Source organism: Pseudomonas sp. TSO6, from assembly GCF_056098905.1.
Genome location: NZ_JBLZWV010000008.1, coordinates 67852 through 92184, shown reverse-complemented (window position 1 = coordinate 92184; position 24333 = coordinate 67852). Strand labels below are relative to the sequence as shown.

25 protein-coding genes and 1 riboswitch are annotated in these 24333 nt (G+C 64.7%); of the genes, 10 read left to right on the top strand and 15 right to left on the bottom strand.

Annotated features, from left to right (window positions below; genetic code table 11):
- Positions 1-102: 102 nt before the first annotated feature.
- On the bottom strand, positions 103-2280 hold the full coding sequence (locus ACN6NG_RS02670; RefSeq protein ID WP_284364880.1) for a TonB-dependent siderophore receptor: 2178 nt from the start codon (positions 2278-2280) through the stop codon (positions 103-105).
- A gap of 181 nt (positions 2281-2461) precedes the next feature.
- Here ACN6NG_RS02670 and ACN6NG_RS02665 point away from each other — a divergent pair, with 181 nt between their 5' ends.
- The 3 genes from ACN6NG_RS02665 to ACN6NG_RS02655 all read left to right on the top strand — a co-directional run bounded on the left by ACN6NG_RS02665 (position 2462) and on the right by ACN6NG_RS02655 (position 5473).
- Positions 2462-3154, top strand: coding sequence for a response regulator transcription factor (locus ACN6NG_RS02665; RefSeq protein ID WP_016497795.1), 693 nt, complete (start codon positions 2462-2464; stop codon positions 3152-3154).
- Complete coding sequence (locus tag ACN6NG_RS02660; protein ID WP_063424036.1) at positions 3154-4500, top strand: HAMP domain-containing sensor histidine kinase; 1347 nt, start codon at positions 3154-3156, stop codon at positions 4498-4500. The genes ACN6NG_RS02665 and ACN6NG_RS02660 overlap by 1 nt, the downstream gene beginning before the upstream one ends.
- Before the next feature lie 82 nt (positions 4501-4582).
- Positions 4583-5473, top strand: a complete 891-nt coding sequence (locus ACN6NG_RS02655; RefSeq protein ID WP_063424035.1) for an alpha/beta hydrolase — start codon at positions 4583-4585, stop codon at positions 5471-5473.
- 38 nt (positions 5474-5511) lie between these two features.
- Here the strand turns inward: ACN6NG_RS02655 and ACN6NG_RS02650 are convergent, their stop codons facing one another.
- Positions 5512-6498, bottom strand: coding sequence for a zeta toxin family protein (locus ACN6NG_RS02650; protein ID WP_063424034.1), 987 nt, complete (start codon positions 6496-6498; stop codon positions 5512-5514).
- Between the two features lie 95 nt (positions 6499-6593).
- A complete protein-coding gene (locus ACN6NG_RS02645) occupies positions 6594-7820 on the bottom strand; it encodes an RtcB family protein (RefSeq protein WP_421666934.1) in 1227 nt (408 codons plus the stop codon).
- A 70-nt stretch (positions 7821-7890) separates the two neighbouring features.
- A riboswitch (FMN riboswitch) is annotated at positions 7891-8032 on the top strand.
- An 80-nt stretch (positions 8033-8112) separates the two neighbouring features.
- Between ACN6NG_RS02645 and ribB the strand changes: the two genes are divergently transcribed.
- The 5 genes from ribB (at position 8113) to ACN6NG_RS02620 (ending at position 14269) form a co-directional block, all read left to right on the top strand.
- A complete protein-coding gene (gene ribB, locus ACN6NG_RS02640) occupies positions 8113-8763 on the top strand; it encodes a 3,4-dihydroxy-2-butanone-4-phosphate synthase (RefSeq protein WP_016497790.1) in 651 nt (216 codons plus the stop codon).
- Between the two features lie 193 nt (positions 8764-8956).
- Positions 8957-9199, top strand: coding sequence for an exodeoxyribonuclease VII small subunit (locus ACN6NG_RS02635; protein ID WP_003255380.1), 243 nt, complete (start codon positions 8957-8959; stop codon positions 9197-9199).
- Positions 9196-10083, top strand: a complete 888-nt coding sequence (gene ispA / locus ACN6NG_RS02630) for a (2E,6E)-farnesyl diphosphate synthase (protein WP_063424032.1) — start codon at positions 9196-9198, stop codon at positions 10081-10083. The genes ACN6NG_RS02635 and ispA overlap by 4 nt, the downstream gene beginning before the upstream one ends.
- 205 nt (positions 10084-10288) lie before the next feature.
- Complete coding sequence (gene dxs, locus ACN6NG_RS02625) at positions 10289-12184, top strand: 1-deoxy-D-xylulose-5-phosphate synthase (protein ID WP_019472347.1); 1896 nt, start codon at positions 10289-10291, stop codon at positions 12182-12184.
- Positions 12185-12397: 213 nt separating this feature from the next.
- Positions 12398-14269: a TonB-dependent receptor domain-containing protein gene (locus tag ACN6NG_RS02620; RefSeq protein ID WP_474312870.1), complete on the top strand. Its 1872-nt coding sequence runs from the start codon at positions 12398-12400 to the stop codon at positions 14267-14269.
- On the opposite strand, the gene ACN6NG_RS02615 is transcribed toward ACN6NG_RS02620, so the two are convergent.
- The 12 genes from ACN6NG_RS02615 to nrdR form a co-directional block, all read right to left on the bottom strand.
- The gene (locus ACN6NG_RS02615; RefSeq protein WP_063424030.1) at positions 14247-15059 is read right to left on the bottom strand and encodes a cobalamin-binding protein; all 813 of its coding nucleotides are present in this window, start codon (positions 15057-15059) and stop codon (positions 14247-14249) included. The genes ACN6NG_RS02620 and ACN6NG_RS02615 overlap by 23 nt on opposite strands.
- Complete coding sequence (locus ACN6NG_RS02610) at positions 15059-15478, bottom strand: MFS transporter (protein WP_474312868.1); 420 nt, start codon at positions 15476-15478, stop codon at positions 15059-15061. The genes ACN6NG_RS02615 and ACN6NG_RS02610 overlap by 1 nt, the downstream gene beginning before the upstream one ends.
- Positions 15475-16092, bottom strand: a complete 618-nt coding sequence (ribA, locus tag ACN6NG_RS02605; protein WP_019472343.1) for a GTP cyclohydrolase II — start codon at positions 16090-16092, stop codon at positions 15475-15477. The genes ACN6NG_RS02610 and ribA overlap by 4 nt, the downstream gene beginning before the upstream one ends.
- Before the next feature lie 280 nt (positions 16093-16372).
- On the bottom strand, positions 16373-17116 hold the full coding sequence (locus ACN6NG_RS02600; protein ID WP_049277429.1) for a substrate-binding periplasmic protein: 744 nt from the start codon (positions 17114-17116) through the stop codon (positions 16373-16375).
- A 15-nt stretch (positions 17117-17131) separates the two neighbouring features.
- Positions 17132-17635, bottom strand: coding sequence for a phosphatidylglycerophosphatase A family protein (locus ACN6NG_RS02595; RefSeq protein WP_003255391.1), 504 nt, complete (start codon positions 17633-17635; stop codon positions 17132-17134).
- A complete protein-coding gene (thiL, locus tag ACN6NG_RS02590; protein ID WP_274138894.1) occupies positions 17632-18600 on the bottom strand; it encodes a thiamine-phosphate kinase in 969 nt (322 codons plus the stop codon). Before thiL ends, ACN6NG_RS02595 begins: the two co-directional genes overlap by 4 nt.
- 18 nt (positions 18601-18618) lie before the next feature.
- Positions 18619-19119 (bottom strand): transcription antitermination factor NusB, encoded by a 501-nt coding sequence (gene nusB / locus ACN6NG_RS02585; protein WP_016497782.1) that lies wholly within the window; start codon positions 19117-19119, stop codon positions 18619-18621.
- On the bottom strand, positions 19116-19592 hold the full coding sequence (gene ribH / locus ACN6NG_RS02580) for a 6,7-dimethyl-8-ribityllumazine synthase (protein ID WP_003255395.1): 477 nt from the start codon (positions 19590-19592) through the stop codon (positions 19116-19118). The genes nusB and ribH overlap by 4 nt, the downstream gene beginning before the upstream one ends.
- Before the next feature lie 91 nt (positions 19593-19683).
- Positions 19684-20775 (bottom strand): bifunctional 3,4-dihydroxy-2-butanone-4-phosphate synthase/GTP cyclohydrolase II, encoded by a 1092-nt coding sequence (ribBA, locus tag ACN6NG_RS02575; protein WP_016497781.1) that lies wholly within the window; start codon positions 20773-20775, stop codon positions 19684-19686.
- A gap of 18 nt (positions 20776-20793) precedes the next feature.
- A complete protein-coding gene (locus tag ACN6NG_RS02570) occupies positions 20794-21459 on the bottom strand; it encodes a riboflavin synthase (protein WP_016497780.1) in 666 nt (221 codons plus the stop codon).
- Between the two features lie 42 nt (positions 21460-21501).
- Complete coding sequence (ribD, locus tag ACN6NG_RS02565) at positions 21502-22632, bottom strand: bifunctional diaminohydroxyphosphoribosylaminopyrimidine deaminase/5-amino-6-(5-phosphoribosylamino)uracil reductase RibD (RefSeq protein WP_063424856.1); 1131 nt, start codon at positions 22630-22632, stop codon at positions 21502-21504.
- 2 nt (positions 22633-22634) lie between these two features.
- A complete protein-coding gene (gene nrdR, locus ACN6NG_RS02560) occupies positions 22635-23099 on the bottom strand; it encodes a transcriptional regulator NrdR (protein ID WP_009685710.1) in 465 nt (154 codons plus the stop codon).
- A 106-nt stretch (positions 23100-23205) separates the two neighbouring features.
- On the opposite strand from nrdR, the gene ACN6NG_RS02555 reads away from it, so the two are divergent.
- Positions 23206-23658 (top strand): YbaY family lipoprotein, encoded by a 453-nt coding sequence (locus ACN6NG_RS02555; protein ID WP_063424858.1) that lies wholly within the window; start codon positions 23206-23208, stop codon positions 23656-23658.
- Positions 23659-24318, top strand: coding sequence for a class I SAM-dependent methyltransferase (locus ACN6NG_RS02550; RefSeq protein ID WP_063424860.1), 660 nt, complete (start codon positions 23659-23661; stop codon positions 24316-24318). It begins immediately after the preceding gene.
- The last annotated feature ends 15 nt before the right edge of the window (positions 24319-24333 follow it).

Genomic DNA, 24333 nt, shown 5'->3' with positions numbered 1-24333 from the left:
GACAATATCTGCGATGAAGCTGAAATTGCCGGGGGCGCTTCGCGCCCCATCGCGACACAAGGCCGCTCCTACAGGGACCGCACGCATGCCGGAACGAGCTGATCAGAAATCGTAACGCGCGCCAACCATCATGCTGCGCGACGGCCCGTAGAAGTTGAAGGTGGACGTCGACCCCACCCGCGACAGGTAGTCCCGGTCGAACAGGTTGTTGACGTTGAAGGTGGCCGTCAGCTTCGAGGTAACCGGGTACGACAGCATGGCGTCGACCGTGGCATAGCCCGGTGCATCGATACGCACGCCACCATTCTCGGAATAGAAGCTGCTCATCGCCGATACCCCGCCGCCAATGGCCAGGCCGGTCAGCGGGCCTTGGCTGATGGTGTACTTGCTCCACAGCGAAGCCTGGTTGCGCGGCATGATGAAGAAGGTGGTTTCGGCGTCACCCTTGAGGGTTTCGGTTTCCATCCAGGTGTAGCCGGCCAGCAACTCCCAGTTCGGCGTCAGCTTGCCGCTCACTTCCACTTCCGCGCCTTTGACGCGGGTCTTGCCGGAGGCAATCGAGAAATTGGTGTCTACACCATCCTCGTCATACTCGGTGGTGGCGCGGTTCTTGTCGGTCAGGCGGAATACCGAGAAACGGGTATTCAGGTCGCCGCCAAAGTAGCTGCTCTTGAGGCCGAATTCGTACTGCTCGCCTTCACGCGGCTTCAGCACCCGGCCGTTGCTGTCGGTGTCGGACTGCGGCTTGAACACCTGCGAGTAGCTGGCGTACAGCGCATGGTTCTCGGTCAGGTCGTAGACCAGGCCGCCATACGGCGTGAAGTGGCCGTCCACGCGCTTGCTGTCGTTGGTGCTGGCACCGCTGCTCAGGGTGGTGGTGTAGAAATCACCGCGGTACCAGCTGAAGCGGCCACCGGCGATCAGCGCCAGGCGCTCGATCGGGCGGAAGGTGACCTTGGAATACAGGCCGTATTCCTCTTCCTGCATGCCGGTCTCGGTGCTGTAGTTGGGCGACGGTTTGGCGAACTGCTTGGGCGAGTAGGTGTTGACGTTGATGGCGCCCAGGTTGGTGGTGCCGTTGAGGTACTCGGTGTCGTAGTTCTTGTAGTCGGTGCCGACCACAAACTCGCTGACCTGGCCAAGGGTTTCGAACGGCTGGCTGTAGCTGGCGTCCAGCGAGTAAGTGTCCTGGGTGAAGTCGCGCGCGCTGGCGCGCTCGGAGTTGGCACCGGTGGTGGCATTGGTGGCGGTGAAGGCGTAGAGGTAATTGGTGTCGCGGTGTGAACCACGCGCCGCGATACGGCCATAGCCGCCGTTGTCGAAGCGGTGGGTCAGCTCGGCGACCAGGTCGGTGGTCTTGCCGTCGAAGTAGTTCCAGTCCGCCCCCAGGAAACGGGAATGGCTGAAGTCGGGCACATCACCGGACAACGTTGCCGGGTAGCCATTGTGCGGTGTGATGTTCTTCACTTCGTGCATCAGGCCGAACGACAGCGTGGTGGCGTCGTCCAGGTCGACATCCAGCGCGCCGTAGTAGCTGTTACTGGTGTTGGCGTTGTAATCGACTTCGCCATTGGTGTCGTCACGGGACGCGACGAAACGCCCGCGCACGCGACCGGCGTCATCCAGCGGCCCGCTCAGGTCGATTTCTTCGTGGTTGGTGTCCCAGGTGCCATAGCTGCCTTCGACGTGGCCCTGGAACTCGGCAGTCGGGCGCTTGCGCACCATGTTGACGATGCCACCCAGCTCACTGGTGCTGCTGAACAGCCCCGCCGGGCCGCGCATGATTTCGACACGGTCGAACGCCGCCAGCGACGGTACGGTACCGAAGATGCTGGCCATCGGCGCCGGCAGGCCGTCAATGTTGAATTCGCTGTACTCATAGCCACGGGCGTAGATCGACGACCGGCCGCTGTCGTTGGTCAGGGTACGCAGGCCGGCGGTGTACTTGGCCAGGTCATCCAGGTGTACGAACTGGCGGTCTTTGACGTAGTCCTGGGTGTATACGGTGATCGATTGGGGGATGTCCTTCAGCGCTGCTGGCGTCTTGGTGCCCACGGTCGCGGCATCGACGCTGTAGCCACCGGTGGCTTCCGAGGGCAGCATGTCGTACAGGCGGTTGCCTTCGATGGTCAATGCCGGCAGGTCGAGCGAGGTGTCCTCGGCTGCCGCCTGGGTCGCTACCGTTTCGGCCAGTGCCGACACCGAAAACGGCGCCAGCAACCCCAGCACCAGCCAGCCCCGAGCCCGTCGCGAGCTCCCCACACCTTTGAAACCGTTCATGACACACCCTTCGCCCAAATGATAGTAATTCGCAAACGAAACAAGTTGCTTTTTGCGAACGATACCGGAGGGAAAACGGGGGCGCAGCAGGATTAACCTTCTTAACACACCCAGGCGTTGCCCTCCCTTGCTGGCAATGGGATGATTCGTAACTGATACAGGTTCTCATTCAAGGCTCCCCGTGCCCACCTCACTTCTCCTCGCCGAAGACGACGCAAGCCTGCGTCAGGACCTGGAACGCCATTTCCTCAAACGCGGTTTCCGGGTACACGCCTGCGCCACGGGTACCCAGGCCCTGGACGCCATTCGGCAAACACCGTTCGAACTGGTGTTGCTGGACATCATGCTGCCGGGTATCGATGGCCTCAGCCTGCTCGACGAGTTGCGCCGGCAGCAGGCGGTGCCGGTCATGCTGATGTCGGCGCTGGGCGCCGAGCAGGACCGCATCAGTGGCTTTACCCGTGGTGCCGACGACTACCTGCCCAAGCCCTTCAGCCTGGCGGAGCTGGACGCACGGGTCGATGCCTTGCTGCGGCGCGTGGCATTTGATCGCGGCACGGCGCTGCGTGCCGATGTCGGCGAAGTGATGCTGGACCACGACCGCCAGGACGTTATCCACAACGGCAATGCCGCTGGCCTCACCGCATCCGAATTCCGCTTGCTGGTGACGCTGCGGGCGCATCCCGGCGAAGCCTTGAGCAAACCCTTCCTGTACCAGACCGTGCTGCACCGGGCCTATACCCGCCTGGACCGGGGCCTGGACGTGCACGTGTGCAACCTGCGCCGCAAACTGGCCGACATCAGTGCCCAGCACCTGCAGATCCAGGCCGTGCGCGGGCAGGGGTATATCCTGGTCGACACGGAACAGCCCTGATGCGTCGGCACCCGTTGCTGTGGAAACTGGCCGTACTGCAGGTCAGCTTCTGCCTGTTGCTGATCTGGCTGATCTGGACCTGGGGCCTGTCGGTGGAGCGCAGCACCTATTTTCTGTCCCCGGCCGACCAGGATTACCTGGCGCGCTATGCGCAACAAGCTGAAGACGCCTGGAACCAGGGCGGTGCGGTAGGCGCCGAGGCCTGGCGCAGGCAACTGGAACAGGCCGAGGACACCTGGGTGGCGGTGATCGGCCCACACCTGCAAAGCCTCGGCACCACGCCGCTGAGCGCCGAGGAGGCCAGCCACCTGACCTTCATGCGCAAACTGGACTGGCCCATGAGCCGGCGCCTGCAGGATGAGCTGCCCTACGTGAGCATCGAATTCCCGCAACACCCCGGGCGCGGCCGCCTGGTGCTGCAACTGCCCGAACGCCTGCTGCCCACCGGCCTGACGCCATGGACCCATGTGATCACCCACGGCGTTGCACCTGCACTGCTCGCCCTGCTGCTGGGCCTGGCGTTGTACCGGCACTTGGTAGTGCCGCTGAACCGCCTGCGCGACCGCGCCGACGCCCTGCGTGCCGATGACCTCGACAGCCCCGCCCTGCCCCTGCTGGCACGCCGTGACGAGCTGGGTGAACTGGCACAGGCCTTCGAGCACATGGCCGGGCGCCTGCGCCAGAGCCTGGAGCAACAGCGCCTGCTGCTGCGCACGCTGTCTCACGAGCTGCGCACGCCCCTGGCACGGTTGCGCATCGCCCATGACAGCGACTTGCCGCCGCTGCAGTTGCGCGAGCGCCTGGACCGTGAAGTCGCCGACATGCAGAAGCTGCTGGAAGACACGCTGGACCTGGCCTGGATGGACACCGAACAGCCCAGCTTGCCGACCGAGCCGATACTGATGGTTTCCGTATGGGAGGCACTGTGCCAGGACGCCTGCTTCGAAAGTGGCTGGGACCGTGCACGCCTGCCGTGTTCGCTTGGTACCGATTGCCTGGTACAGGCCCATCTGGACAGCCTGGCCCAGGCCCTGGAAAACCTGATGCGCAATGCCATTCGCCACTCGCCGGCCGAGGGCCGGGTCAGCCTGGAGGGCTGGCGTGAAGGCGACTGCTGGCACCTGCACCTGAGCGACCAGGGCCCCGGCGTACCTGACGCCGACCTTGAACGCATCTTCAAGCCTTACCAGCGCCTGACCGACAGTGGCGCGGGCTTCGGCCTGGGCCTGGCCATCGCCCGCCGCGCCATCGAGCTGCAAGGCGGCCGCTTGTGGGCCAGCAATGGCCACCCTGGGCTGTGCCTGCACCTGACCTTGCCGATGGCCAGGGACTGTTTAGAAAGTTAATGCGCTTTACGCTCAATCAGGACTGATTATCATCTGGGCGTTCCAGCCTTGCGTTCCTCGCAAAGCCCTGACGAGACGCCTGATGAGCAAGATGATCCTGACGCTGGCTTTGGCACTGGCCCTTGCAGCCCCCATTGCCCTGGCACAGCCCGAGCGCAACCAGAAGATGGACACCTCGCTGCTGCAGCGTCAGGACCTGGCCTACCGCTTCACCCAGCTCGACCTGGACTCGGCCGATGGCCAGCGTCATTACCGTTTGTGGGTCGGTACGCCGAACCGCCCGGCGCCAGCATCGGGGTACCCGGTACTGTGGATGCTCGACGGCAATGCTGCGCTCGGCGCGCTGAACAGCCAGCAACTGGCCAAACTGGCCGCCGGCCAGGCGCCCTTGCTGGTGGCCGTGGGGTACCAGACCGGGCAGCGTATCGAGCGGGCGGGGCGGACTTATGACTATACCCCGGCGTTGCCTGGGCAGGCCGAGCAGCGTGACCCGCTGACCGGCCTGCCCAGTGGTGGCGTGGATGCATTTCTTGACCTGCTGACCGAGCGCATGCGGCCGATGGTGGCCGGGCTGGCCCCTATCGACCTGCAGCGACAGACGCTGTGGGGCCATTCCTACGGCGGGCTGGCCGTGCTGCATGCGCTGTTCACCCGCCCCGGGGCGTTCAGTGACTACGCGGCGGCCAGCCCTTCGCTGTGGTGGCATGACGGGGCAATCGTGCATGAGGCGCAGGGGCTTGAACAACGCTTGGGCAACACCCCGGCGCGGCTGCTACTGATGCGCGGCAGCGAGGAGCCTGCCAACCCCAGGGCGCAGGTAAAGGGCGATGTCGAGAGACCTGCGCGCGAACTGGCAGCGGACCTGGCCAAGGTAAAAGGCCTGCAGGTGCGTTTCGAACGGTTCGAGGGGCTGGACCATGGGCAAATGCTGGGGGCATCGTTGAAGACGGTGATCGAGCAGCTGGCCAGATAACGCCCTATTCGGCTCCGGCCTGCTGCGCCCTCTTGTCATCAGGGGTAGGTGTACTTGAGCAGGTACTGGCTCAGGTCGCGGAAGGCATCCCTGGAAATTCGGGGTACCAGGTCGGTGCTCCGGCCAAGGGTCTTGCAGCAGGCCATGACCATCTGTTGGCGCACCGGCTCATCAAGCATGCCGGCATGCACGACCTGGAAGAATTGCAGGTAGGCGCCAGAGTCGTTGCCTTCAGGGCTGCGCCGGATTTCAACCGGTGTGTCATGGTAAGGCGCCCGGAAAAAGGGCTGGCCATCGTAGTCCGGCTGCGGGGTCAACACACCAGGGGCATCACAGGTGCTGTGGCACAGCACCTTGCTCTGCTGATCCGTTTCGAAACCACGTTCATAAAGCGTGACCTGCGAGCCAGGGGCCTGCGTACAGGCGTGTTCGAAAGCGTTCAGGATTTTTTTGGCATTCGCCTGTGAGGCCTGGATCTGCGACAACGCCACGAATCGCTCGATTTCGCCCTTGGCGACGCTCTTCACGCCGCGGTCGAGGGTCGCCCAATGGCTGAATTCCACCTTGCAGGCGATCATGTGAATCTCGAAGCGGTAACCCGCCTCTACGGCCGCAGGCGGGAAGCCGGCGAATGCTTCGTCGTCCAGGGCCGATTCCATGATGATGTTGTAGCGGTTGGCGAAGGCGTACCCAAATACCTTGCCGCTCAGTGCCCTGATGAAGGCTTCGGTGTGCTCGTACACATGCAGCACACCGTGCTCGCTCATTTCGGTGTAGTGCGGGTGCATTTTGCGAAATTCGGGCAAGTACAGCCGCACATGGTTCGGGTAGCGCTCGCTGGGTAGCAACTGCTTCTCCAGCAAGTAGGTCTTGCCCGACCCTTGCGCACCGGCAACGATGAGCATTTTCGGGGTTGGGCCACTTTCAGGCCCATCAGCTTCGCGCGCCTTGTCGAACAGTGCATGGTCGAGTTGGGCGAAGGCATCATCGACGTCGCTGTCAGTGAACGGGTAAAGCGTGGCCATATCTGCAATCCTCAGGTGTCTGTCCCAGGTGGGCTGCGCGACACTCTAGGAATTCCCCCGGCGCACTGTGTGGTAGTTAGTTAAGGGACTGCTCGCTACCCCTTCACACACACAACCTGGCGCAGGGTATGAACCACCTCTACAAGCGCCTGCTGGGCACGCATCACCGCGTCGATGTCTTTGTACGCCATCGGGATCTCGTCGATGACGTCCTTGTCCTTGCGGCACTCCACATGCGCCGTAGCCCGCCGTTGGTCCTCGACGGTAAAGCGGCTTTTGGCCTTGGTCCGGCTCATCACCCGGCCGGCGCCATGGCTGCACGAACAGAACGACTCCTCGTTGCCCAGCCCACGCACGATGAAGCTCTTGGCCCCCATCGAGCCCGGGATGATGCCCAGTTCCCCCTTCTGTGCCGACACCGCCCCTTTGCGCGTGACCAGCACTTCGCGGCCAAAATGCTGCTCACGCTGCACGTAGTTGTGGTGGCAGTTCACCGCTTCCAGGCTGGCCTCGAACGGTTTGCCCAGCGCCTTGCGAGCAGCGCCGACCACGGCCAGCAGCATCAGCTCGCGGTTCTGCCGGGCGTACTCCTGCGCCCACTCCACCGCTTCGACATAGTCGGCGAAATGGCGGCTGCCTTCTTCGAAGTACGCCAGGTCCTTGTCCGGCAGGTTGGCGAGGTGCTGGCGCATGTCGGCCTGGGCCAGCTCGATGAACAGGTTGCCGATGGCATTGCCCACACCGCGCGAGCCGCTGTGCAGCATGAACCAGACGCGGTCGGCCTCATCCAGGCACACTTCGATGAAGTGGTTGCCACCGCCCAGGGTGCCCAGGTGGTGGCGGTTATTGGTCTTTTCCAGCCGCGGGTATTTGTCGGTAATGGCCTTGAACCGCCCGGCCAGCTGGTCCCAGGCCTTGTCAGTCTTGGCCGGCACATCGGCCCAGGCGCCCTGGTCACGTTTGCCAAAGGTCTTGCCATGCGGCACCGCCTGCTCGATTGCACTGCGCAGGCCATGCAGGTTGTCTGGCAGGTCACGGGCGTGCAGCGAGGTGCGCGCGGCGATCATGCCGCAGCCGATGTCCACGCCAACCGCAGCGGGGATGATCGCGCCGACCGTGGGGATCACGCTGCCGATGGTCGAGCCTTTGCCCAGGTGCACGTCGGGCATCACCGCCAGGTGCTTGAAGATGAACGGCATCCTGGCCGTGTTCAGCAGTTGTTGGCGGGCCTCGTCTTCGACTGGCACGCCATCGGTCCACAGCTTGACCGGCTTGCCACCGGCGACCTGGAGAATATCCATGGGCTTGTTCCTCGAATGCATGACGGCATGATACCGCCAAAGGTCGTAGAGCCGTGGGTTGCCAGCGGGGTGGCAAGGTGCTGTATGCTTGGGCGGTCTTCAGGGCGGGGTGCAAGTCCCCACCGGCGGTAAATCGAAAGATGAGCCCGCGAGCGCCCCGGCCATGCCGGGGGTCAGCAGATCTGGTGCAACTCCAGAGCCGACGGTCATAGTCCGGATGAAAGAAGGCGTCAGGCAGGGGCCATCCGGGCGCCCCTGCGCGCGCATTTTGTTCGCCCCGAGACGTTCATCGATCATTCACGAGGAGCGTTTCATGTCCACCCGTAACCATCCGCAATTCCCCGCTGTTTCCGCCGCCATCGCCGCCTTCCAGGCCGGGCGCCCTGTGCTGCTGCTTGACGATGACGACCGCGAGGACGAAGCGGACATCATTGCCGCTGCCGAAAACATAACACTGCAGACCATGGCCATGATGATCCGCGACTGCAGCGGCATCGTCTGCCTGTGCCTGGACGAAGCCACCGTCGACGCATTGCAACTGGCGCCAATGGTGCAGAACAACCAGGCCCGCCACGGCACTGGCTTCACGGTCACCATCGAGGCTGCAGAAGGCATCACCACCGGGGTTTCTGCCCAGGACCGCATCACCACCATTGGCGCGGCACTGCGGTCCAGCGCCGAACAGCGCCATATCGTCAGCCCGGGGCATGTGTTCCCGCTGCGCGCCCGCAATGGCGGGGTGCTGACCCGCCGTGGGCACACCGAAGGCTCGGTGGACCTGGCGCGCCTGGCCGGCCTGCGCCCCGCGGCGGTGCTGTGCGAGCTGATGAACCCCGATGGCAGCATGGCGCGTGGCGAGCAGGTGGCGGTTTATGCGCGCCAGTACAACTTGCCGGTGCTGACCATCGAGGAGTTGGCGCGGTACCGTGAGGCGATGCTGGAACGGGAAGCAGAGCCGGCCTGATAGAGCTCCTTGGGGCTATTCGCGGGCTTGCCCGCTCCCACAGGGTCCGCGCCGGGTTCAGAACCGGTGCAATACCTGTGGGGGTTTACCCGCGAAGAGGCCCGCAAATCCAACCGCATCACCCCGGAAGTTTGCTCCCCCCGCCCCGCTCTGCTAGTGTCGCGCCGTTCTGAATGCCACCGAGAAAGTCGCCATGGCCCGCAAAAAAGCCTCCCTCGATTTCGAGCAATCCCTCGCAGACCTGCAAGCACTGGTCGAGCGCCTGGAGAACGGCGAGTTGTCGCTGGAAGAGTCGCTGGCCGCCTTCGAGCAAGGCATCGCCCTGACCCGTGATTGCCAGGGTGCCCTGGCCCAGGCCGAACAGAAGGTGCAAATCCTCCTGGAACGCGACGGCGAACTGGCCGCGCAGCCCTTCGACGCGGAGCCGGAAGCATGATTGGCACTTACCAGGTCAGCTGCCAGGCTCGGGTCGACGCTGCCCTCGAACCGCTGTTCGTTGCCCCGTCCAAAGAGCTGGAACGCCTTTACGCCGCCATGCGCTACAGCGTGATGAACGGCGGCAAGCGCGTACGCCCGCTGCTGGCCTACGCCGCCTGCGAAGCCTTGGGCGCCCCGGCCGAACAGGCCAACGGCGCGGCCTGCGCGGTCGAACTGATCCACGCCTACTCGCTGGTGCATGACGACCTGCCAGCCATGGACGACGACGACCTGCGTCGCGGCCAACCCACTACCCACAAAGCATTTGACGAAGCCTGCGCCATCCTGGCGGGCGACGGCTTGCAGAGCCTGGCATTCAGTGCCCTGCTCGACCCAGGCCTGAGCCCGCAGGCCGACAGCATTCGCCTGGCCATGGTCCAGGCCCTTGCCAAGGCTGCCGGCCCGGCAGGCATGGTCGGCGGCCAGGCCATCGACCTCGGTTCGGTGGGCCTGAAGCTGGACCAGCAGGCACTGGAGTTCATGCACCGGCACAAGACCGGCGCACTGATTGAAGCCAGCGTACGCCTCGGCGCCCTGGCCAGCGCCCGTGCCGAACAGGCGCAGCTGGATGCCCTGCAGGTTTATGCACAGGCCATCGGCCTGGCATTCCAGGTGCAGGACGACATCCTCGACGTGGAGAGCGACACCGTCACCCTGGGCAAACGCCAGGGTGCCGACATAGCTCGTGACAAACCGACCTACCCGGCCCTGCTGGGCCTGGAAGCGGCCAAGGCCTATGCAATCGAACTGCGCGACCAGGCGCTGATCGCACTGCAAGGCTTCGGTGAAACGGCCGAACCGCTGCGGGCCTTGGCGTGTTACATCGTCGAACGCCGTAACTGATTGATTGGGGCCGCTGCGCGCCCCATCGCCGGCAAGCCACCTCCCACAGGTACATCAGCGGCCTGTGATCTGTGAAGGTCCTGTGGGAGCTGGCTTGCCGGCGATGGGCTGCAAAGCAGCCTCGTGCGACACCCGTCTGAATGGGCAGTATTTCCTACAATGGGGTAAACTGCCGCGTCTTCACACACCTATAACGACTCGCCTGATGCCCACGACGTTTCAAGAGATCCCCCGCGAACGCCCGGTCACGCCGTTGCTAGACCGCGCTGACACGCCTGCCGGCCTGCGCCGGCTGGCCGAAGCCGACCTGGAGACCCTGGCCGACGAACTGCGCCAGGAACTGCTCTACACCGTGGGACAGACCGGTGGGCATTTTGGCGCCGGTCTGGGCGTGATCGAGCTGACCATCGCCCTGCACTACGTGTTCGACACCCCGGACGACCGGCTGGTGTGGGACGTGGGCCACCAGGCCTACCCGCACAAGATCCTCACCGGGCGCCGTAACCGCATGCTCAGCCTGCGCCAGAAGGACGGCATCGCCGCTTTCCCGCGCCGCAGCGAGAGCGAGTACGACACCTTTGGCGTCGGCCACTCCAGCACCTCGATCAGCGCCGCACTGGGCATGGCCATTGCCGCCCGTCTGCAGAACAGCGCACGCAAGTCGATTGCGGTGATCGGGGACGGCGCGCTGACTGCCGGCATGGCCTTCGAGGCGTTGAACCACGCCCAGGAAGTCAACGCCGACATGCTGGTGATCCTCAACGACAACGACATGTCGATTTCGCGCAATGTCGGCGGCCTGTCCAACTACCTGGCCAAGATCCTCTCCAGCCGCACCTACGCGAGCATGCGCGAAGGCAGCAAGAAGGTGCTGTCGCGCCTGCCAGGCGCCTGGGAAATCGCCCGCCGCACCGAGGAATACGCCAAGGGCATGTTGGTGCCGGGCACGCTGTTCGAAGAACTGGGCTGGAACTACATCGGCCCCATCGACGGCCACGACCTGCCGACCATGATCGCCACCCTGCGCAACATGCGTGACCTGAAGGGCCCACAGTTCCTGCACGTGGTGACCAAGAAGGGCAAGGGCTTCGCCCCGGCCGAGGTCGACCCGATCGGCTACCACGCCATCACCAAGCTGGAGCCGGCCGACAAGCCTGCCGCGCCGAAGAAAGTCAGCGGCCCGAAATACTCTGCCGTGTTCGGCCAGTGGCTGTGCGACATGGCCGCCGCCGACAACCGCCTGGTGGGCATTACCCCGGCGATGAAGGAAGGCTCCGACTTGGTCGACTTCAGCGAGCGCTACCCGGAACGCTACTTCGACGTGGCGATCGCCGAGCAGCACGCCGTTACCCTGGCGGCCGGCATGGCCTGCGAGGGCAGCAAGCCGGTGGTGGCGATCTACTCCACGTTCCTGCAGCGTGCCTACGACCAGCTGATCCACGACGTGGCCGTGCAGAACCTCGATGTGCTGTTTGCCATCGACCGCGCCGGCCTGGTTGGCGAAGACGGCCCGACCCATGCGGGCAGCTACGACCTGTCGTACCTGCGCTGCATTCCGGGCATGCTGGTGATGACCCCGAGCGACGAGAACGAGCTGCGCAAGATGCTCAGCACCGGCCACCTGTACAACGGCCCGGCAGCCGTGCGCTACCCGCGTGGCACCGGCCCGAATGCGCCGATCAGCGGCGACCTGGAGCCACTGGAAATCGGCAAGGGCGTAGTTCGCCGCCAAGGCGAGAACGTCGCCCTGCTGGTGTTTGGCGTGCAGTTGGCCGAGGCTATGCAGGTGGCCGAGCAGATCAACGCCACGGTGGTCGACATGCGCTTCGTCAAGCCGCTGGACGAGGCCCTGGTGCTGGAACTGGCTGGCAGCCACGCGCTGCTGGTGACCATTGAAGAGAACGCCATCATGGGTGGCGCGGGTGCTGCGGTGGGTGAGTTCCTGGCCAGCCAGGCAGTGCTCAAGCCGCTGCTGCACCTGGGCTTGCCCGACATCTACGTCGAACATGCCAAGCCTGCACAGATGCTGGCTGAGTGCGGGCTGGATGCGGCCGGGATCGAAGCTTCGGTGAAGGCCCGCATGGCCAGGCTCGGCTTGTAATCCCCCGGGGCCGCTCTGCGGCCCATCGCGACACAAGGCCGCTCCCACATTGACCACACCGCTCCCCAGGCTTGCGCAATACCTGTGGGAGCTGGCTTGCCGGCGATGGGGCCCTGACAGGCCGCACAACACAATCGCCCAAAGACTCGCCCACCTGTAGGAGCGGCCTTGTGTCGCGATCGAGGGCGCAGCCCTCGCAAAATGGTACTGCCCATGAAAGCCCCAAGCTTTGCCACATTGCTCTGCCTCCCCCTCCCGCTGCTGGCCGCCGAGCGCGACGACGCCCTCAAGCTCCCCGACGTGCTGATCAGCGCCAGCCGCCAGGTCGAGTCGCGCACCGCCACCAGTGCTGCCAACACCGTCTTCACCCGCACTGACATCGACCGCCTGCAACCCACCAGCGTCACCGACCTGCTCAGCCGCGTGCCCGGCGTGCAAGTGGCGCCTACCGGTGGCCGCGGCAGCCTGCCCGGCATCTTCATCCGTGGCACCAAGGCCGCCCAAAGCCTGGTACTGGTGGATGGTGTGCGCATTGCCAACGCCACCTCCGGCGACAGCGGCCTGCAGTTTCTCGACGTCGACCAGATCGAGCGGGTGGAAGTGCTGCGCGGCTCGCGCTCAGCGGTGTACGGCAGCGATGCCATTGGCGGGGTAATCCAGATCTTCACCCGGCGTAGCAACGGCCCCGGCCTGCAGCCGCGGCTGCGAATGGCCGGCGGCAGCAACCAGACATTCCAGCGCAGCCTGGGGCTTTCGGGCGGCAACGACGCGACCCGCTTCAACCTTGGCGCCAGCCTGGATGAAACGGCCGGCATCGACTCGACCGGGCCGTCATTCGCCAGCGATGGCGACCACGACGCTTACCGCAACAAGGCATTCAACCTGAGCCTGAGCCACACCTTCGGTGAGCGCTTCGAGGCCGGGCTGAACCTGCTCGACAGCCGTGGCCGCAGCGAGTACGACAACCCGTTCGGCGGCTTCGACCCGGTCACCTTCGAAAGCTTCGGCCAACAGCCCTACACCGATTTCAGCGTCAGCAGCCTGGGCAGCTACTTCGATGCCCAGCTCACCGACGCCTGGCATTCCCGGCTGGAACTGGCCCACAGCGAAAACCGCGACGACAAGCGCGACAAGCTCAGCGCCGAACGCTTCGTGTTCAACACCTACCGTGATCAGGTCACCTGGCAGAACGACCTGGCCCTGGGCGAGCGGAACAGCCTGCTGCTGGGTGGCGACTGGTACGAAGACCGTGTGCACGCCAGCACCGACTTCACCGAAGACAGCCGCTGGAACCGCGCCGTCTTTGTCCAGCACCGCTACCAGGGCGAACGGTTTTCCACCGAAGTGGGTATGCGCCATGACCGTAACCAGCAGTTCGGCGGCCAGACTACCTGGAGCGGCAGCCTGACCGTACCGTTGAACGCACAGAATGATGTGCTGCTGTCCTACAGCGAAGGCTTTCGGGCGCCAACCTTCAACGACCTGTACTACCCCCAGTTCAGCAACCCGGACCTGGACCCCGAGCACTCCAGAAGCTACGAGCTGCAATGGCGCAGCCAGCTGACTGCGGACAGCCGCCTGGAAGCCTCGCTGTACCGCACCGACCTGCGCGATGCGATCGTGTTCGGCCAGGACTCTATACCCCGCAACGTTGCCTCGGCCCGTATCAACGGCTTCGAAATGGCCTTGGCGCAACAATGGGGCGCCTGGCACAGCCAACTGGGCCTGGCACTGATCGACCCTCGTGACCGTGACAGCGGCCACACCCTCGCCCGCCGTGCACGCCGCACGCTAAGCCTGGACCTGGACCGTGAACTCGGGCGTTTCACCGTGGGCGCAGGCTGGCAAGCGGTCAGCGGCAGCTATGACGATGAGGCCAACCGCAACCGCATCGGCGGCTATGGCCTGCTCGGTTTGCGCGGTAGCTGGGCAGCCACTGACGAACTGAAACTGGAAGCAAAGCTGGATAACCTGCTGGACCACACTCACAGCCGTGCCCTGTACAGCTACGAGGGTGCCTACCACCCCTACCGCGAAGAAGGCCGCACGCTGTTGTTCAGCGTTACCTGGACGCCGGCGCTTTAGCCGCGAGCAACGCGCACAAGCGTGCGGTGGCTTCGATCATCTGCCCGCTGGGCCGCTCCAGACCTTTGTCGGGCACCACCAGCAAGCGGCCATCGGCAACCGCACGCAATTGCGGCCAGGCCTTCCAGCTCGCCAGTTGCGCTGGATCGCCAGCCAGGATGACCTGTGGGTTGCGCAGCAGCACAGACTCCACATTCACCTGCGGTGCCGGCTGGTTGAGGTCGGCGAACACATTGCGCGCCCCGCACACTGCCAAGGCATCGCTCACCACCTGCCGGCCACCCAGGGTGTACAACGGCTGGTCCCACACCTGGTAGAACACCTGCAATGGCTCGTCACGCCGGTACTGCTCACGTAACTGCTGCAGCCGCTCTCGCAGGGCCTTGGCGTACTGATGGCCTTGTTCGGCACGGCCAATACGCTCGGCGATGGCTTCGATCTGCGCGATCAACTGGTCGATATCATGGGGTTCTGCACTGAAGGTGGCGATGCCCAGGCGCTTGAGCTGGTCACGCTGGGCAGGTGGCACGCTGCCCGGCCAGAGCAACAACAGCTCGGGGCGCAGGCTGAGCAGGCGCTCCATGTTCAGTTGCCCTTGGCGCCCAACCGACGGCAGGTCGCGCAGCGCTGCTGGCCGCTCGCCACCGTCGAGCACCCCCACCAGCAGATCGTCGGCCCGCAGTTCGAGCATGATTTCAGTCATCGAGGGCGCCAGGCTGACCACCCGCAGGGGGTCAGCGGCCAGCGCGGTGCAGGCGAACAGCGCCAGCAGGCCTGGCAGCAGGCGCATCAGCCGAGCTGGCGTGGAATGCGATAGAGGTACAGCACCACCACGGTAGACAGTGCCAGCAGGATTTGCGGCACTGCCTCAAGGCCGACCAGCACCGACAGTGCGGCGACCCAGGCCGGGAAGCAGGCGTACAACATGGCCATGCGCCGTATCCGGGCCAGTTCGATCCAGGCAGCGGGCTCTTCACCCGTGCCGAGCACCTTGGAGGTGGCGATCAGTGCGCGCTTGTAGGCGCCGAAGCGCGGCAGGCTGAGGAACATGGTCGCCGCGCCGGCGATGAACAGTGGCATGGCCAGCACCGGGATCAGCGCGTCACCACTACCAAAGGCCCAGGTCATGACCGGCAGCGGCACCAGGCCCAGGGCCAGGTACTGCCACCAGGCCAGTGCCAGGCGCCGCTTGACCTCGGCTCGGGTCACGCCTGAGGCGCCTCGCCCTGGTGTTCATTGCCCAGCATGTGGCCGAGTTTGCCGGCCTTGGTCGCGAGGTACAGGCGATTGTGCGGGTTGTGACCGGTGTGCAGCGGCACACGCTCGGCAACCACGATATTCATGTCGGTCAGCGCTTTGACCTTGCGCGGGTTATTGGTCATCAGGCGCAGGGCCTTCACACCCAGATGCTCCAGCATCGGCAAGCACATGGCGTAGTCGCGCTGGTCGGCGGCAAAGCCCAGGCGTTCATTGGCTTCGACGGTATCGGCGCCACCATCCTGCAGCTCGTAGGCGCGGATCTTGTTCAGCAGGCCGATGCCACGGCCTTCCTGACGCAGGTACAGCAGTACCCCACGGCCTTCACGGGCGATGGCTTGTAGCGCGGCTTCCAACTGCGAACCGCAGTCGCAGCGCTGGCTGAACAAGGCATCGCCGGTCAGGCACTCGGAGTGCAGGCGCCCCAGCACCGGCTGGCCGTCCGCAATGTCACCCAGGCTGAGCACTACGTGCTCGCGGCCAGTGGCTTCGTCAAGGAAGCCATGCATGGTGAAGGTCGCGAATGGCGTCGGGAGTTTAGAGGCGGCAACAAAGACGACGGGCACGTTGTGCTCCTGGAATAAGTTGGAAATTTCTCGTGGAGCGATTGTATCAGCCGGTTGCAGGCTGTGGGCGGGCTGAATACAGCGGGTTAAGATCGAAAAGTTCGATGCTTAGGTTAACCAGGCTCGGCCCTATCGCCGGCAAGCCAGCTCCCACAGGTACTGCACAGGATTCGAAGCTGTGGTGATCCTGTGGGAGCAACTGTCTTGCTCAACTTCTAGAAGCTGGCGCGATCCCTGTGGGAGCTGGCTTGCCGGCGATGGGGTGCAAAGCGCCCCTGCTTCAATGCGGTTTGCTGTCTGCAGTGAACGGATACGGCTGTTTCCAGTGCTCGAAAATCGGCTTCAGCTCGCCGCTGCGCACCAGTTCGTCCATGCGCTTGTCGAACAGGTCACACAGCGCCTTCGCCTGGCCGTTGCGGGCAAACGCCAGGTACAGCGGCAGCTCGGCCACATGGGTACGACGGAAGCGCTCGGGCTGGGATGACTGGCTCAGGACATAATCGACTTCGGTCTGTGCATCGATGTAGAAGTCCACCCGGTCATGCTCGAGCATCGGCAGAATGCCTTCGCGACGCTGAATTTCACGGTATTCATGCACATCTGGCAGGTAGCTGCCGTAGTCGTAGCCGCGCACCCAGGCCAGGCGATACTTGCCCACATTCTGCGCAGTAGGCGCAGGTTTGCTGGCCAGCCCCAGGGCGTAGATGTGGTCCATGTCGAAGTGCCAGCGCGGGTACAGGTTGTCGGCATTCTCTTGCTTGTACGAGCCCACCCAGGCATCGGCTTCGCCACGTTTGACCAGCCCGACTGCACGGCTGTAGGGCGCGCTCTGCGGCACCACCTTGACCCCTGCCGGCTCGAACACCTTGCGCAGCACGTCCCAGGCCACCCCGGTACCGTCAGCGTTGGTGTAATCGAGCCACTCCTCACTGACCAGGTGGATCTGCTTCGGCACGCCTTCAGCAGCCGCCACCCATGGGGCAACGCTCAGCAGCATTGCCAACAGCAACGTCCTTATGGCCATTCACGCGCTCCCTGTTCAGGCAACCGCCCACACCAGAACCTGCATGCCCAGCCAGGCAAACACGCCGGCCAGGATATCGTCGAGCATGATGCCGACGCCCCCGTGCACATGGCGGTCGATCCAGCGGATGGGCCATGGCTTGAGGATGTCGAAGAAGCGGAACATCAGGAACCCTGCCAGCAGCCACTGCCAGCCTTCTGGCACCAGCCAGAGGGTGATCCACATGCCGACGATCTCATCCCAGACAATGCCTTCATGGTCGTGTACGCGCAAGTCATTGGCGACTTTGCCGCACAACCAGAAGCCAAACAGCATGCTCACGCCCAGCAATAGCCAGTAGCCCCAGTCAGGCAACATCTGCCACAACGGGATGAACGGTATGGCCACCAGCGAGCCCCAGGTACCCGGGGCCTTGGGCAAGGTGCCAGAACCAAAGCCAAACGCGATGAAGTGCCACGGGTTGCGCCAGACCGAAGGCGGAACGAACTCCGCAGGCACCTGATTGGGGTGATCGGTCACGGTGTCTCCCTAAAGTGTTGATAGCCCCGCTGAACGGGGGTGATGTCCCGGCCCTGCACGTCGCGCAAGGTCACGCCCTTCCCTTCGAGCACACGGCCAATGGTATGCACCTCGACGAGGCCGAGGCCAGCCAGAGGCGCCAGCGCCTCAGGCGGCAGCGTGAAGGCCAGCACGTAGTCGTCGCCACCGGTAAGGGCTGCCTGCACTGCCGCTTGGCGGCCGAGAAACGCCTCTACAGCAGGAGACACCGGCACCTGGGCCAGGTTCACCTCCAGTGCTACGCCGGACGCCTTGGCGATATGCCCGCAATCTGCGAGCAGGCCGTCGGAAATGTCCAGCGCCGCCGAGGCCCGGCCACGCAGCAGCGTGCCGAGGGTGAGCTGCGGCATTGGCGACCAGTAATGGGCCAGCAGCGGCTCGGCCTGCTCGGCAGGTGCCTCGCGTTCTCCCAGCACCAGCGGCAGCGCGCCGGCCGCCTTGCCCAGCACACCACCGACGCACAGCAGGTCGCCTGGGCGCGCACCGCTACGGCGCAACGCCTGGCCTGCCGGCACGCGGCCAAACACGGTGACGGTGATGCTCAGCGGGCCCCGGGTGGTGTCACCCCCGATCAGGCTCATGCGGCAACGGTGGGCCATGCGGCTGAGGCCGTCGGCATACGCCGCCAGCCAGTCAGGGCCAACGTCCGGCAGGGTCAGGGCGAGGGTGAAGCCGATCGCAGTCGCGCCCATGGCGGCCAGGTCACTGGCGGCCACGGCCAACGAACGCTGGCCAAGCAGCAGCGGGTCGCAGACAGCGGGAAAATGCACCCCGGCGACCAGGGTGTCGGTCGACACCGCCAGTTGCTCACCGGGGGGAAGGGCTAGCAGGGCGCAGTCGTCGCCGATACCCAGGGCCACGCCCTCGCCGCCCTGCGCACAAGGCGCGGCGGCGAAGTAATGGTTGATCAGCTCGAACTCACCCATGGCTCTACAGCGCCAGAATCAGCGCTTGTTCGCCTTGACTTCGGCTTCACGCAGCGACGGTGCCAGCTTGTCCAGCACGCCGTTGACGAACTTGTGGCCATCGGTGGCACCGAAGACCTTCGCCAGCTCGACACCTTCGTTGATCACCACGCGGTACGGCACGTCGACGCGCTTGATGAACTCCCAGGTGGACAGACGCAGCACGGCCAACTCGACCGGGTCGAGCTCTTCCAGCGTCATGGTCATGCAAGGCACCAGCGCCTTGTCGATTTCGCCCTTGATTGCCGGAACCCCATGCAGGATTTCACGGAAATAGGCACCGTCGACGTCGGTGAAATCGTTATCCACCCGGAACTGCGCTTCGATCTCGTTCAGCGAATGCTGCGCCATGTGCCACTGGTACAGTGCCTGGGTCGCGAGCTTGCGGGCTTCGCGGCGCTTGGCGCTTTTCGAGGGCTTGCCGGCATCCGCAGGTTTTGGATCGCGCGGGTTGAAACGATCGCTTTCGTCGCTAATCACTTGGCCTCCAACTGCGCCAGCAGGCTGACCATTTCCAGTGCGGACAGGGCAGCTTCAGCACCTTTGTTGCCGGCTTTGGTGCCGGAACGCTCGATGGCTTGTTCGATGGAGTCGACGGTCAGTACGCCGAATGCCACCGGAACACCGAACTCCATAGACACCTGGGCCAGGCCCTTGGTGCATTCGCCCGCCACGTATTCGAAGTGCGGGGTACCACCACGGATCACGGCGCCCAGAGCGATGATCGCGTCGTAGGCGCCTTGCTGGGCGACCTTCTGTGCTACCAGCGGGATTTCAAATGCGCCCGGGGCACGGATGATGGTGATGTCGCTTTCGCTGACACCGTGGCGTACCAGGGCATCAACGGCACCGCTTACCAGGCTTTCAACGACGAAGCTGTTGAAGCGGCCAACCACCAAAGCATAGCGACCTTTGGGGGCGATGAAGGTACCTTCGATGGTCTTCAGGGTCATTCCGATATTCTCATCTTCAAGAGCGAGGCCGCATACAAGCGGCCTCGACAGGGGTCTGGACTCGAGCAGAGGGCGTCAATGCCGCCTCAAGTCACTCGGAGGGCACGTATTCTACAACTTCCAGATCGAATCCGGATATCGCGTTGAACTTCATCGGCGAACTCATCAGGCGCATCTTGCGCACACCAAGGTCGCGCAGGATCTGCGAACCGGCACCCACGGTGCTGTAGGTGGTCGGTGCCTTGGCCGGTGCATCGCCTGCGCTTTCGCGGATGTGCGCCAGCAGCACGTCGCCATCCAGCGGGTGGCCCAGCAGCAGTACCACGCCGCTGCCGGCTTCGGCCACGGCGGCCATGGCAGCACGCAGGCTCCAGCGGCCTGGCTGCTTGACCAGCAGCAGGTCGCGCAGCGGGTCCATGTTGTGCACACGCACCAGGGTCGGCTCTTCGGCGCAGATCTTGCCCAGGGTCAGGGCCAGGTGCACGTCGCCTTCCACCGCGTCGCGGTAGGTGACCAGGTTGAACTCGCCCAGCTCGCTTTCCACCGGCTGCTCGGAAACACGCTGCACGGTGCGCTCGTGAATCATGCGGTAGTGGATCAGGTCGGCAATGGTGCCGATCTTCAGGCCGTGCTCGGCGGCGAACACTTCCAGCTCGGCGCGGCGCGACATGGTGCCGTCGTCGTTCATCACTTCGCAGATCACGCCGCTTGGCTCGAAACCGGCCATGCGCGCCAGGTCGCAGGCAGCTTCGGTGTGGCCGGCGCGGGCCAGGGTACCGCCCGGCTGGGCCATCAGCGGGAAGATGTGGCCAGGGCTGACGATATCTTCGGCCTTGGCGTCCTTCGCTGCGGCGGCCTGCACGGTGCGTGCACGGTCGGCGGCGGAAATGCCAGTGGTGACGCCTTCGGCGGCTTCGATCGACACGGTGAACTTGGTGCCGAAGCCCGAGCCATTGCGCGGCGCCATCAGCGGCAGCTTCAGCGTTTCGCAACGCTCGCGGGTCATCGGCATGCAGATCAGGCCACGGGCGTGCTTGGCCATGAAGTTGATGTGCTCGGGCAGGCAGCATTCGGCTGCCATGATGATGTCACCTTCGTTCTCGCGGTCTTCGTCATCCATGAGGATGACCATTTTGCCCTGGCGGATGTCTTCGACCAGTTCTTCGATGCTGTTGAGCGCCACGCGGCACCCCCTTCTCAATCAGGATTTCAAGAAGCCGTTGGCGGCCAGGAAGCTTTCGGTAATGCCACTGCCCTTGCTCGGTTCGGCAGCCTTGTCACCCAGCAGCAAGCGCTCCAGATAACGGGCCAGCAGGTCGACCTCAAGGTTTACCCGACGCCCTGCGCGGTAGTCGGCCATGATGGTTTCGGACAGGGTGTGCGGGACAATGGTCAGCTCGAACTCGGCGCCATTGACCTCATTGACCGTCAGGCTGGTGCCGTCGACGGTGATCGAACCCTTGTGGGCGATGTACTTGGCCAGCTCCTTGGGTGCACGCACACGGAACTGGATGGCGCGGGCGTTATCGCTGCGCGAGATGATTTCGCCGACGCCGTCGACATGGCCGCTGACCAGGTGCCCACCCAGGCGGGTGGTGGGGGTCAGGGCTTTCTCCAGGTTGACCTTGCTGCCGCTCTTGAGGTCGATGAACGCGGTGCGTTTGAGGGTTTCGACGCTGACGTCGGCCCAGAAGCCATTGCCCGGCAGTTCGACGGCGGTCAGGCATACCCCGTTGACGGCGATGCTGTCCCCCAGCTTGACGTCACCCAGGTCGAGCTTGCCGGTTTCGACGTAGACGCGCACGTCACCACCCTTGGGGGTGAGGCTGCGGATGGTGCCGATGGATTCGATGATGCCGGTAAACATGGGGTCTTCCTCAAAAACGGTTTGCACGGGGCAAGCCCGGCATTATACGCCGGGTGCCGGCAGGGGGATGGCCGTGACCCGCCAGTCATCGCCCACTGCGCGCATTTCGGTAATTTTCAATCGCGGCGCTTCACTCATCTTGTCCAGCGGCCAGGTCAGCAACGGGCGGGCCTGGGAGCCGAGGAAGGTGCCGGCGACGAACAGCTGATATTCGTCCACCAGGCCTTGGCGGGCAAAGGCACCGACCAGGCCTGCACCGGCTTCCAGCAGGATTTCGTTGACGCCTCGGGCCGCCAGGGCCTGCAGCAGCGCCGGCAGGTCGACCTGGCCATTGTCACCGGGCAGGCTCAACAATTCGTGGCCGGCAGCGGCATAGTGTGGGTCATCTGCGACAGCGGTCACCACCAGTGCCGGGCCGGCCTGGAAGAACGGCGCATCCAGCGGCAGGCGCAGGCAGCCATCGACCAGTACACGCAGCGGCGTACGGCTGAGAGCCAAGGCTGTGGTTTCGGCATCCAGGCCCAGCTCGGTGCCACGCACGGTCATGCGGGCGTTGTCGGCCAGCACGCTGGCAGCGCTGGTCAGCACCACGCTGGAGCGGGCGCGCAGGCGCTGTACCGCCGAACGGGCAGCCGGGCCGGTAATCCACTGGCTTTCGCCACTGGCCATGGCGGTGCGGCCGTCCAGGCTCATGGCCAACTTGGCGCGCACGAACGGCAGGCCAGTTTCCATGCGCTTGAGAAAGCCCGGGTTGAGTGCGCGGGCCTCGGCTTCGAGCACGCCACTGGCCACCTCGATACCGGCCTCGGCCAGGCGCCGAAGGCCTTGCCCCGCCACTTGCGGGTTAGGGTCCTGCATGGCTGCCACCACCCGCGCCACACCGGCCTTGACCAGCGCCTCGGCACACGGCGGGGTGCGCCCATGGTGGCTGCACGGCTCAAGGGTAACGTAGGCACAGGCGCCACGGGCACGCTCACCGGCCTGGCGCAGGGCATGCACTTCGGCATGCGGCTCGCCGGCGCGCACGTGCCAGCCTTCGCCGACCACTTCGCCATCGCGCACGATCACGCAGCCTACGCGCGGATTCGGGTGGGTGGTGTACAGGCCCTTGCGCGCCAGCTCCAGCGCGCGGGCCATGTAGTGGGCGTCAAGGATGGCGGCTTGGCTGGGCATGTTCACTCTTTGGCCGGCTCACGGGCCAGGCGGTCGATTTCTTCGCGGAACTCGTCCAGGTCCTGGAAGCGCCGGTACACCGAGGCAAAGCGGATATAGGCCACCTCGTCGAGCTTGCGCAGCTCGGCCATGACCATTTCACCCACCACCAGCGATTTGACTTCGCGCTCGCCAGTGGCACGCAGGCGGCTCTTGATGTGGGCCAGCGCCGCTTCCAGGCGCTCGACGCTGACCGGGCGCTTTTCCAGGGCCCGTTGCATGCCGGCGCGCAGCTTGTCTTCGTCGAAAGGCTGGCGCGTGCCGTCCTGCTTGATCAGCCGGGGCAGCACCAGTTCGGCGGTTTCGAAGGTGGTGAAGCGCTCGCCACAGGCCACGCATTCGCGGCGGCGGCGCACCTGCTCGCCCTCGGCAACGAGGCGAGAGTCGATGACCTTGGTGTCGTTGGCACCGCAAAAGGGACAGTGCATGGTGGCAGGCAACAAAAAAAGGGAGGGCCATGGTAGCGCATTGCACTGGCAAGACAAGCCAAAGGGGTTAACATCCATGGGAAATCTGCCCGTTAAGGACTCCCCCATGCACTACCGAGCGCTCGTCGTGCTGTGCTGCGCCGCCCTGCTCGCCGCTTGCGGCAGCGACAGGCCGAAGACCGATACACCCCCGGCGGCCACGCCAACCCGCTCGGCCAAACCGGCCGAAGTATTGGGCCCGTTGCCGGCCTACCAGCGCGAACTGAGCGGCACCTTGCTGGAAATCCCGGCCGGTGCCGACGTGGAACTGGCCTTGCTGGTCATCGACGAACGCGACCGCCCGCAACGCCTGCTGGCCAGCAGCAACCTGACCGGCACCGGGCAAGCGTTGCCCTACCACCTTCGCTTCAACCCCGAGGCCTTCCCGGCCGGCGCGCGGGTCGAGCTGCGTGGCCGCGCCAGCCGTTCCGGCCAGTTGATCATGCACCTGCCGCCGGTACGTATCAGCCAGGCCCAGACCCAGGCCACCGGCCCGCTGCGTTTCGAGAAGGCACCTTAAGTGGCGCCACTGGCCCTGCAACAGGCTCTCAGCGGCCTGATCGGCGAAGCGCGCCTGATCGTCAGCGAGCTGCCCGGCTGTGACCTGAAGCTGTGGTTGATCGACGACCAGAACATGGACCGCGCCTTCAGCAGCGACGAAACCCGGCGCATTCTTGAAGAGCCGCCCTACTGGAGCTTTTGCTGGGCCAGTGGCCTGGCCATGGCCCGCTACCTGGCCGAACGCCCGGAATGGGTGGCCGGCAAGCGCGTGCTGGACTTTGGCGCCGGCTCCGGTATCGCCGGCATTGCCGCCGCGCGCGCCGGGGCACTGGAAGTGGTGGCCTGCGACCTCGACCCGCTGGCCCTGGATGCCTGCCGCGCCAACGCCGCGCTGAACGGGGTAGAGCTCAGTTACAGCAGCGACTTCTTTGCCGAGGACGACCGCTTCGACCTGATCCTGGTCGCCGATGTGCTGTACGACCGCGCCAACCTGCCGCTGCTGGATGCCTTCCTCAGCCGCGGCCGTCAGGCGCTGGTGGCCGACTCGCGGGTACGCGACTTCAGCCACCCGTTGTACCAGCAGTTGGGCGTGCTCGAAGCGCTGACCCTGCCGGACCTTGCCGAACCACACGAATTCCGCAGGGTCAGCCTGTACCACGCCAGCCGCGACGCCTTATAGTGGTGCCATTCACGA